The following is a 10,124-nucleotide window of genomic DNA, read 5'->3' as shown; positions in this document are numbered from 1 at the left end:
GCCAGCTCCAGCGCGCGGGGCATGGAGGTCTCGGTGAAGGTGGGCACGCCATCCTGGAGGAGCACGGTCTTGGTCTTGGCCTGGAGGGCCGAGGGCGCCACGGGCGCGGCGTTGCCGGGCTGCAGGTCGGTGTGCGAGACGCGGCCCACATGCCACAGCTGCACCACGATCTTGCCGCCTGCGGCGTGGACGGACGAGGTCACCTTCTTCCAGCCCGCGATCTGTTCGGGCGCATACAGGCCGGGCACGTCGGCATAGCCCTGGCCCTGGTGGCTGATGGCCGTGGCTTCGGAAATGATCAGGCCCGCGCTGGCGCGCTGGGTGTAGTAGGTAGCGACCAGGTCGGTGGGGATGGCCTTGGGCGAGCGGTTGCGCGTGAGCGGCGCCATGGCGACGCGGTTGGCCAGTTGCAGGTCGCCGGCTTGGACGGGTTCGGACAGAAAAGGCATGGGTCAGGGCTTTCGGAAAAAAGGGTTGCAGACCATCGATGGAACGGGCGCAAGCGTAATGCTGCAGCGCAAAACCTGCAGCGCACATGCGTCAACAAGGCTTCTGCTTTTGTGATAACCGCGCGGGAGGCGGGTGTCGACGTGCATTCCAAAATATCCATCCATCCATCCGTTCACGCTGAGCTTGTCGCAGCGCCGCGCGAGGCGCAGGCAGGCTCAGCCCGAACGGTTTTTTCTTTCCTCAGGATCGAACGTGCACCCCTGTGAGCAGTGCTGGTGCGCAGGCCCGGGCACGATCTGCCACGCTGCGGCAGAATCAAAAAGCCATGCCCACACGCCCCGCCCCTGTTGACGTTTCCGCCGCCGCTTCCGCACCCATCTCCACCCTGTGGTTGGCCGTGGCGCTGTCCATGGGGGCGGCGATTTCGCTGGGCATCACCCGGTTTTCCTATGCCTTGCTGTTGCCGCCGATGCGCGCGGACCTGGGCTGGTCGTACACCCTGGCCGGGGGCATGAACACCGCCAATGCGCTGGGCTACCTGCTGGGCGCGCTGGCCACGCCGCTGCTGCTGCGGCGCGCAGCGCCGGGCCGGGTGTTGCTGGCGGGGGCGGTGCTGGCCTCGGTGTTCATGGGGCTCAGCGGCTTCTTTACCGCTGCGCCGTGGCTGCTGCTCCAGCGCTTGCTGGCCGGGGTGGCCAGTGCGCTGGTGTTCATCGCCGGAGGGCTGCTGGCTGCACGGCTGGGCGCGCACGAACCTGGGCGCAGCGGCCTGCTGCTGGGGCTGTACTACGGGGGGACGGGTTGGGGCATCAGCCTGTCGGCGCTGCTGGTGCCGGCCGTGCTGGCCGCCGCCGCCCCGGCGCCGCATGCCTGGGCGTGGGCCTGGTGGGCGCTGGCGCTGGCCTGCGCGGCGGCCACGGCGGTGCTGTGGTGGCCCGCCCAGGCGCTGCAGGTGCTGGTGCCACCGCCGGCCAGCCCCACGGCGTTCAACATCACGCCGTCGCCTGCCAAGCTGCGCTGGCGGGCATTGGCCCCGGCGCTGCTGGGCTATGGGCTGTTTGGTGTGGGTTACATCGGCTACATGACCTTTGTGGTGGCGCTGCTGCGCGAGCAGGGCGCCAGCGGCGCCGCGGTCACGGGCTTTTATGCGCTGCTGGGGCTGGCCGTGGTGCTGTCGTCGCGCATCTGGGCGGGGCTGCTGGACCGCAGCAAAGGCGGCGGGGCGCTGGCGCGGCTGAATGCGCTGCTGGGCCTGGCCACGGTGTTGCCCGCGCTCACGGGCGCCTGGCCGGTGGTGCTGGCCTCGGGGCTGCTGTTTGGCGGGGTGTTCTTGTCGGTGGTGGCATCGACCACGGCCCTGGTGCGGCACAACCTGCCGCAGGCGCTGTGGGCCGGCGGCATCAGCGCGTTCACCATCGTGTTTGCAGCCGGGCAGATCGTGGGGCCCACGGTGGTGGGCTGGATCGCCGACGGCCCCGGTGGCCTGGCGCGCGGCCTGGTGTTTTCAGCCTGCGCGCTGTGGCTGGGGGCGCTGGTGGCGTGGCGGCAAAAGCCGCTGTAGTTCAGCTTTTCAGGTGTTGTAGCCTGGCGCCTCGCGCTGCACCTTGCGCAGCAGCGCAGGCCAGGCAAACGCACCGCCCAGGCCGCCTGTCTGCACGCGCATGGCCTGGGCCACGCCGCTCACGATCTGCGGATTCACCTCGGTCAGCGCGCCACCGGCCTGGGCGTCGATCTGGATGCGGCAGGTGTTCTCGAACGTGTACATCGACAGGAACGCGTCGGCAATCGTCTTGCCCACGGTGAGCAGCCCGTGGTTGCGCAGCATGAGGAAGTTGGCCTCGCCCAGGTCGGCCTGCAGGCGCGGCTTTTCTTCGTCGCGGAAGGCCACGCCCTCGTACACGTGGTACGCCAGCGATCCCAGCACAAAGGTGCTTTGCTGGCTGATGGGCAGCACGCCGCCCTTTTGCGCGCTCACTGCCACGCCCGCGCGGGTGTGGGTGTGCAGCACGCAGCCCGCTTCGGGCCGGGCCTCGTGCACGGCGCTGTGGATCACAAAGCCCGCCGGGTTCACCGGGAAGGGCGAGTCGTGCAGCTTGTTGCACTGCATGTCCACCTTGATCAGGCTCGAAGCCGTGATCTCCTCGAACATCAGGCCATAGGGGTTGATGAGGAACTGGTGCACGCCCGCGCCCGCCACCGATTCGGGCAGCTTGGCACTGATGTGGGTGAAGACCAGGTCGCTCCAGCCATACAGCGCCACGAGCCGGTAGCAGGCGGCCAAGTCGCAGCGCAGCTGCCATTCTTCGGGGCTGACGCTGTCTTGCAGCGAGGGGATGGTGAGCATGGGGGTGTCTCCGTTGTAGTGGGTGTGGGAGGCACCACTGTAGGCCGCCAGCGCGCGGGTGACTGTCAGCCAGGCTACACAGGCGAGGTGTGGTCTGGGATGGGTGTGCTATAAAAATAGTAGCTATTGAGGCAAGGCAGTTGCGCGGTAACGGCCTGTTTTGCTTGAAATTATGCAGCCGGTGTGTCTGGAATCGGCGCGCACATGCCTGCGTTGAGCAGGTTCCAGCCGTTGATCACGGCAATCGCAAAGCCCAGGTCGGAGATTTCCGCATCGCTGAACACGGCCTGCAGCCGGGCGAATTCTTCGTCGCTTGCGTCGCTGTGCGGCGTGGCCGTGATGATCTCGGCCCAGCGCAGCGCGGCGCGTTCGCGATCGTTGAAGAAGGGCGCCTCGCGCCAGCCGGCCACGGCGTTCAGGTGGCGCGGTGCCATGCCGTCCTTGACCAGCACATGCCAGTGCATGTCCATGCAGTAGGCGCAGCCGTTGATCTGCGAGACGCGCAGAAACACCAGCTCGACCAGGCGCAGGCCCAGCGGGCCTTTCTTGACGGTCTCGGACACGGCCACCAGGCCCATGAAGGCCTTGGACGACAGCTGGTGGTAGGGGAGGCGGGCGGTGTGTTGCGACATGAAAAATCCTCGGTGAGTGAATGGGTTGCCACGGTGTATGGAGGGCTTGGCCTGAACGGCGCAGCGAGCCCGCTGCCGCCTTCCATGCCCTTCAAGACGCGCCATGGCCCCCGGTTGTGACAGGCCGGCCCGCTTTTTGTGCTCCATGCATGAAGCGGGCGCCTCCCCCGCCTGGGACACCGGGCGAGGCCACGGTGCCATGAGGACGGAGGCCGCGAAGGTGCGCAGCACCAGTTCAGGAGGAGGGCGTGTCGCCGTACAGCGTGGTCGGTATGCCCGCCAGCTTGTCCGGGTTGCGCACCGCATAGATCGCCACGATCCGCGCGCCGTCCGTCACAAACGCCTGGGCCGACTCGATGCGGCCATCCACATAGCGCAGCAGCCCTGGCTCGCCGTTGATGAGCGCCATGCGGTAGACCACCTGCGCGCCCAGGCGCCGGAACAGCGCCCAGTACAGGTTGGCGATGCGGAACGGCCCCACCAGCGGCTTGGGGAAGGACGGCACCTTGCCGCCGCCGTCGCCGATCAGCTGCGCGTCTTCGCCCAGCAGCGCCTCGATGGCGCTGCGGTCGCCGCTGTGGGCGGCCTGCATGAAGCGCTGCAGCAGCTGGTGGTGCACGGCCTGCGGCACCTCAAAGCGCGTGCGCGCCTGCTGCACGCGCTCGCTGGCGCGGTGCACCATCTGGCGGCAGGCGGCCTCGGTCTTGCCCAGCTGGGCGGCGATCTCGGGGTAGTCGTAGTCGAACACCTGGCGCAGCAAAAACGCCGCGCGCTCCTCGGGCCCCAGGCGCTCCAGCACATACAAAAAGGCCACCGACAACTCCCCCGCCAGCGCGGCCGCCGACTCGGGCGTGTGCGCGTCGTGGGGCTCCACCAGCGGCTCGGGCAGCCACCAACCCACATAGGCCTCGCGTTCGGCCTTGGCGGTGCGCAGCCGGTCGATGGACAGGCGCGTGACCACCGTCACCAGCCAGGCCTCGGCCGACTGCAGCGCGGTGGGGTCCTGGCGGCTCCAGCGCAGCCAGGCGTCCTGCAGCACATCCTCGGCATCGGCGCGCACGCCCAGCATGCGGTAGGCGATGCCGAAGAGGCGTGGGCGCAGGGTGATGAAGATGGTGGTTGGGGTGTTTGTCATGGTGGCGTGGGGGCGCGCGGCATGCGGCAGGGCACGCCCCGGTGGTACAGACAAGACAAGACGTGCGAGGCCGCCAGGGTGTGACAGCGCCTGGCGCCCCTTGGGGGCTTTTTGGGAGGGGCTGCCACCGATGCATGGGCCGCGGCGGCCTCTGCGCAGCAGAAGACCCGTTCCCTTACCCCACCGCTTGTCCGGCGTTCCCCGGCTGTGTCAGCGCCTCCAGCCGCCCCAGGTACAGCAGGGCCTGCTCGACGCTGGTGCCACACATCTCTACCGACGGCATCAACCCCCCGCACACCGCCGGCCGCTCGGGCTGCCCAAAAATGCGGCAGCGTGCGTCGTCCCCCAGCTGGATGCAGCGCAACCCCGCCGGCTTGCCCTGCGGCATGCCCGGGATGGGTGAGCTGATGGAGGGGGCGGTGCAGCAGGCGCCGCAGCCGGGGCGGCAGTTCATGGGGTTTGCTATTGATTGTGTAGCTGTTGCCGCTTGCCAGATGGGCGGAAGAGTCGATTTTGATCCCGTGCTTTCGCTCACTGGTCCGCCGCAGGGCTGCCGTGCAGGCGGCTGGACGCCCACAGCACCTGGTCCACCACGGCGCGCACGCGGTCGCGGTGGGCCTGCTGCACCAGGGCGCCGCTGCCGTCGAATGCGCTGCCCGCCGAGCCCAGCGCAAACGCCTTGGGCGCCAGCCAGCATTCCGCGTTGATGAGCAGCGGCGCCAAGTGGCTTTGCGAGCGCAGGCCGCCCAGCGCACCGGGCGAGGCGCTGAGCATGCCCACCACCTTGCCGCGAAAGCTCTTGCCGCCGTCTTGCCAGTCGGGGTTGCCCTTGACGGGGCTGGAGGCCCAGTCGATGGTGTTCTTGAGCAGGGCGGTGTAGCTGCCGTTGTACTCGGGTGAGCAGATCACCCAGGCGGGGTGCTGCCACAAAATCTCTTTGAGCCGGATCACGTCGGCGGGTGTGCCCTGGGCTTCGAGGTCGGCGTTGTACAGCGGGATGTCGAACTGGGACAGTTCCAGCAGCGTGACGCTGGCGCCCGCGTCGCGCGCAATGGCGGCGGTGGCGTGGGCCAGTTTGCGGTTGAAGGACTGCTGGCGCGTGCTGCCGGCAAAGACGAGGAGGGAGGGGGTGGTGTTGGGCATGGTGCCTGCGATTGAATCACAGGCGGGCGGCAGGAATCCTGCACGTTGGCCGGGAGAATGGTAGGCCTGGCGACACCCACTAGACTTGGGCGCACCAGTTCATGGTGACAAAGAAGAGGAACCCTTGCAATGCAGTCTGCGAAAACCTGGATGCGTACCAATCGGCGTTTTGTTCTGTCGACGCTCGGTGCCTTGGCTGCGGGTGGACTGGCCGGCTGCGGCGGGGGCGGCTCCGGTGGCGGTGCTGCTGTGCCCGAAGAGGCGAAGCCTGTTGGGACCTGGTTGGGTGTGTTGAGCGACCTGCAGGAGGATGTGCGGTTTCTCGACATTCCACCGCCCGCCAGCACGACCTTCCAGGACCAGACGCTGCGGCAGACCGCGCACCTGTCGCTGGGAGGGGAGCAGGTCCGCATCAAGTTCGGTAACCTGTATGGCAGGGCTCCTTTGCCTCTGGCGCGCGTCCGTGTGGCCCTGAGTACCGGTGCTGGGACGGTGGATGTGGCGACAGATGTGGCCGTGACGTTCCAGGGGCGGGAGTCAGTGTCGATTCCTGTCGGTGGCGAGGTCTGGAGCGACAAGGTGGCGATCCGGGTGCCGGATGGCGGCAACCTGGCGGTGAGCGTGTATGTGCGGGAGGCCGCTGATTCCACATCGGCGCACCGGTACGCGAACGCGGTCCAGTATCTGGCTGCTGGTGATGTGAGCAGCGCGGCGTCCATGCCGTCTGCTCCCGGGAATTTACGCACATCGTGGTACTGGATGAGTGCGATCGATGTGTACCGGACGGGGCCGGCCCGTGTGGTGGTGGCCTTTGGCGACTCGATGACCGATGGCAATGGATCGACCCTTGGGGCGGATCAACGCTATCCCGACCTGCTGTCTGCGCGGTTGCGCAAGGCGGGGGCAGGGGTGCCAGTGTCGGTGGTCAATGCGGGGCTGGGGGGCAACCGCTGGCTGCATGACCGGTTTGGTTTGAAGGGGGTGGACCGCTTTCGGCGTGATGTGCTCGGGGTGTCGGGGGTGACGCATGCCATCGTGCAGATGGGCATCAACGACATTGGTTTTCAGCTGGCATGGACCCCAGACGAAAAGGCAACAGCGGCTGGATTGATCGCCAGCCTGTCGGGTGCGGTGGCCACGGCGAAGGCTGCGGGAATTCAGGTGTACCTGGCCACGTTGACGCCTTTCAAGGGACATGTGTACTTCTCTGACCAGGGAGAAGAGATGCGCCAGGCGGTGAATGCCTGGATCCGCGCCAACACCGAAGTCGCTGGTGTTTTTGATTTCGATGCCGTTGTGCGGGACCCCGCCGAGCCGGCGCGCATCCTGGCTGCGTACCGGGATGCGGACAGCCTGCATGTGAATGACCTGGGCTATGTGCGGATGGCGGAGAGTATTCCACTCGACAGGTTCCGCTAGCTTTGGTTGCATCCCAGGGGGGGCACGGTTCCACGTGAAACATCACGGGGCAAGGCCATGGGGTGGGGCTGATAAGTAGGAAAACAGACACGGCCAGCGCAAAGTGGGAAAATCGCGGGTTGCCTGCTGGGGTGCTGACTGCGCCCGTTTCCAGCAGGGCCGGTGTGCAATGCCGCGCAGGTGGACCTGTGTGCGCCGGGTGTTTTGATTTTGGCCCCCCGGGGCCCCCGGAGCTTCCCCATGTTGTACCCCCAGGAATTTGATGTGATCGTTGTCGGCGGTGGCCATGCCGGCACCGAGGCCGCGCTGGCCGCTGCGCGCATGGGCAGCAAAACGCTGCTGCTGACCCACAACATCGAGACGCTGGGGCAGATGAGCTGCAACCCCAGCATTGGCGGCATCGGCAAGGGCCATCTGGTGAAAGAGGTGGATGCGCTGGGCGGCGCGATGGCGCTGGCCACGGACGAGGGGGGCATCCAGTTCCGCATTCTCAACAGCTCCAAGGGCCCGGCCGTGCGCGCCACGCGGGCGCAGGCCGACCGCATTCTGTACAAGGCCGCCGTCCGCCGCATGCTGGAGAACCAGCCGAATCTGTGGTTGTTCCAGCAGGCGGTGGACGACCTGATGGTGGAGGGTGACCGCGTGGTGGGCGCCGTGACGCAGGTGGGCATTCGTTTCCGTTCTCGCACCGTGGTGCTCACGGCCGGCACCTTTCTCGACGGCAAGATCCATGTGGGCCTGAACAACTACGCGGCAGGCCGGGCAGGGGACCCGCCTGCGGTGTCGCTGTCGGCCCGGTTGAAGGAACTGAAGCTGCCGCAGGGCCGCCTCAAGACCGGCACGCCGCCACGCATCGATGGGCGCAGCATCGATTTCTCCAAGTGCACCGAGCAGCCCGGCGACGGCATGCCGGGCGGAGTGAACGAGGGCACCGTGCCCGTGTTCAGCTTCATGGGCCGTGCTGCCATGCACCCGCAGCAGATGCCTTGCTGGATCACCCACACCAACGAGCGCACGCACGACATCATCCGCAGCGGCTTTGACCGCAGCCCCATGTTCACCGGCAAGATCGAGGGCGTGGGCCCGCGCTACTGCCCCAGCGTGGAGGACAAGATCAACCGCTTTGCCGACAAGGACAGCCACCAGATCTTCCTGGAGCCCGAAGGGCTGACCACGCACGAGTTCTACCCCAATGGCATCAGCACCAGTCTGCCGTTCGACATCCAGTACGACTTGGTGCGCAGCATGCCCGGGCTGGAGAACGCGCACATCCTGCGTCCGGGCTACGCGATTGAATACGACTACTTCGACCCGCGCTCGCTCAAGAGCAGCTTCGAGACACGCCAGATCCAGGGCCTGTTCTTCGCAGGCCAGATCAACGGCACCACGGGCTACGAAGAGGCGGCCGCCCAGGGCCTGTTCGCGGGCATCAATGCCGCGCTGCAGTGCCGGGGTGAAGTCGCCTGGCTGCCCGGCCGCGACGAGGCCTACCTGGGCGTGTTGGTGGACGACCTCATCACCAAGGGCGTGACCGAGCCCTACCGCATGTTCACCAGCCGCGCCGAGTTCCGCCTGCAGCTGCGCGAGGACAACGCCGACATGCGCCTGACGGAAGCAGGGCGCCGCATGGGCCTGGTGGACGATGCCCGCTGGGATGCATTCAGCCGCAAGCGCGATGCGGTTTCACGTGAAACAGAGCGCCTGAAAGCCACCTGGGTGAACCCGCGCAACCTGCCAGCGGCCGAGTCGGAGCGGGTGCTGGGCAAGAGCATCGAGCACGAATACAACCTGTTCGAGCTGCTGCGCCGCCCGGATGTGAGCTATGCCAGTTTGATGTCCATGGACGGTGGCAAGTACGCATCCGCCGATGTTTCACGTGAAACCCTGGGCGACCTGAGCGAGTCCGTGCTGGAGCAGGTGGAGATTGCCGCCAAGTACGCGGGCTACATCGATCGGCAGAAAGGCGAGGTGGAGCGCGCCGCGCATTTTGAGAAGCTGCGCCTGCCGCCGGACCTGGACTACATGCAGGTCACGGCCCTGAGCATCGAGGCGCGCCAGGTGCTCAGCCGCCATCGGCCGGAAACCCTGGGTCATGCCTCGCGCATCACGGGCATCACGCCGGCATCGATCTCGTTGCTGATGGTGCATTTGAAGAAAGGCGGGTTCAAGGAGTTTGCTGCAGCCCCGGCTTTGCCAGCCAAGGCAGACGGTGAGGTGGCGGCATGACGACCATGGTGGTGAACCACAACGACACGCTGCGCAAGCAACTGCAGGCGGGGAGCGAGGCCCTGGCCCTGGGTTTGAGCGAGGCCCAGATCACGCAGCTGATGGACTTTCTGGCCTTGCTGCAGAAGTGGAACAAGGTCTACAACCTGACGGCCGTGCGCGACCCGCAGGAGATGATGACGCACCATTTGCTCGACAGCCTGGCGGCCGTGGCGCCGTTGCGCCGGCATGCAGCGGGCCTGCAGCAGGGCGGGGCGGTAGCGGCGGTCAAGCTGCTCGATGTGGGATCGGGCGGCGGCCTGCCCGGGGTGGTGTTTGCCATCTGCTGCCCCGAGGTCGATGTGAGCTGTGTGGACACGGTGGGCAAGAAGGCGGCATTCATCCAGCAGGCGGCGGTGGCCCTCAGGCTGCGCAACCTGCACGGCGTGCATGCGCGGGTCGAGACCCTGACCACGCCGTTCGACATCATCAGCTGCCGCGCTTTTGCGTCGTTGCCGGATTTCGTCACCTGGTCGCGCAGCGCGCTGGCCGCGCCCCATGGCGTGTGGCTGGCCATGAAGGGCAAACACCCTGAGGACGAAATCGCCGCCCTGCCTACGGACGTGGCAGTGTTTCACGTGGAACAGCTCGCCGTGCCTGGCCTGGATGCCGAGCGCTGCATCATCTGGATGAAGCCGGTCTGACCGTACGGACCGCCGGGCGCCGGCTTTTCAGCGGCCAGGGCAGGGTGGTCGCGTAAACTCGGCTGCTCATTGCGGGTGCGTTCTTCATCGCC

At 67.0% G+C, this 10,124-nt stretch carries 9 protein-coding genes and 1 pseudogene; 4 read left to right on the top strand and 6 right to left on the bottom strand.

The window, feature by feature from the left end:
• A pseudogene (locus DBV10_RS00595) lies at window positions 1–449 on the bottom strand (alkene reductase); the annotation flags it as partial.
• A gap of 326 nt (window positions 450–775) precedes the next feature.
• Between DBV10_RS00595 and DBV10_RS00590 the strand changes: the two are divergent.
• Complete coding sequence (locus DBV10_RS00590) at window positions 776–2,011, top strand: YbfB/YjiJ family MFS transporter (protein ID WP_124509580.1); 1,236 nt, start codon at window positions 776–778, stop codon at window positions 2,009–2,011.
• 9 nt (window positions 2,012–2,020) lie between these two features.
• Here the strand turns inward: DBV10_RS00590 and DBV10_RS00585 are convergent, their stop codons facing one another.
• The 5 genes from DBV10_RS00585 to DBV10_RS00565 all read right to left on the bottom strand — a co-directional run bounded on the left by DBV10_RS00585 (window position 2,021) and on the right by DBV10_RS00565 (window position 5,704).
• Window positions 2,021–2,794: a class II aldolase/adducin family protein gene (locus DBV10_RS00585; RefSeq protein ID WP_124509578.1), complete on the bottom strand. Its 774-nt coding sequence runs from the start codon at window positions 2,792–2,794 to the stop codon at window positions 2,021–2,023.
• Between the two features lie 170 nt (window positions 2,795–2,964).
• Window positions 2,965–3,426 (bottom strand): carboxymuconolactone decarboxylase family protein, encoded by a 462-nt coding sequence (locus DBV10_RS00580; protein ID WP_124509576.1) that lies wholly within the window; start codon window positions 3,424–3,426, stop codon window positions 2,965–2,967.
• A 235-nt stretch (window positions 3,427–3,661) separates the two neighbouring features.
• Window positions 3,662–4,561, bottom strand: coding sequence for an RNA polymerase sigma-70 factor (locus DBV10_RS00575; RefSeq protein WP_124509574.1), 900 nt, complete (start codon window positions 4,559–4,561; stop codon window positions 3,662–3,664).
• Between the two features lie 175 nt (window positions 4,562–4,736).
• Window positions 4,737–5,015, bottom strand: coding sequence for a YkgJ family cysteine cluster protein (locus tag DBV10_RS22820; RefSeq protein ID WP_124509572.1), 279 nt, complete (start codon window positions 5,013–5,015; stop codon window positions 4,737–4,739).
• A 77-nt stretch (window positions 5,016–5,092) separates the two neighbouring features.
• The gene (locus DBV10_RS00565) at window positions 5,093–5,704 is read right to left on the bottom strand and encodes an NADPH-dependent FMN reductase (protein WP_124509570.1); all 612 of its coding nucleotides are present in this window, start codon (window positions 5,702–5,704) and stop codon (window positions 5,093–5,095) included.
• Window positions 5,705–5,833: 129 nt separating this feature from the next.
• Between DBV10_RS00565 and DBV10_RS00560 the strand changes: the two genes are divergently transcribed.
• The 3 genes from DBV10_RS00560 to rsmG all read left to right on the top strand — a co-directional run bounded on the left by DBV10_RS00560 (window position 5,834) and on the right by rsmG (window position 10,032).
• Window positions 5,834–7,123 carry an SGNH/GDSL hydrolase family protein gene (locus DBV10_RS00560; protein WP_124509568.1) on the top strand — a complete coding sequence of 430 codons (1,290 nt, stop codon included), beginning with the start codon at window positions 5,834–5,836 and terminating at the stop codon, window positions 7,121–7,123.
• 240 nt (window positions 7,124–7,363) lie between these two features.
• Entirely contained in the window at window positions 7,364–9,349 is a 1,986-nt protein-coding gene (gene mnmG, locus DBV10_RS00555) for a tRNA uridine-5-carboxymethylaminomethyl(34) synthesis enzyme MnmG (RefSeq protein WP_124509566.1), read from the top strand.
• A 5-nt stretch (window positions 9,350–9,354) separates the two neighbouring features.
• Window positions 9,355–10,032, top strand: coding sequence for a 16S rRNA (guanine(527)-N(7))-methyltransferase RsmG (gene rsmG, locus DBV10_RS00550; protein ID WP_124509769.1), 678 nt, complete (start codon window positions 9,355–9,357; stop codon window positions 10,030–10,032).
• The last annotated feature ends 92 nt before the right edge of the window (window positions 10,033–10,124 follow it).

This window comes from Acidovorax sp. FJL06 (genome assembly GCF_003852545.1).
In the GTDB taxonomy this organism is placed as follows: domain Bacteria; phylum Pseudomonadota; class Gammaproteobacteria; order Burkholderiales; family Burkholderiaceae_C; genus Acidovorax.
This window is presented reverse-complemented; position numbering and strand designations above follow the sequence as displayed.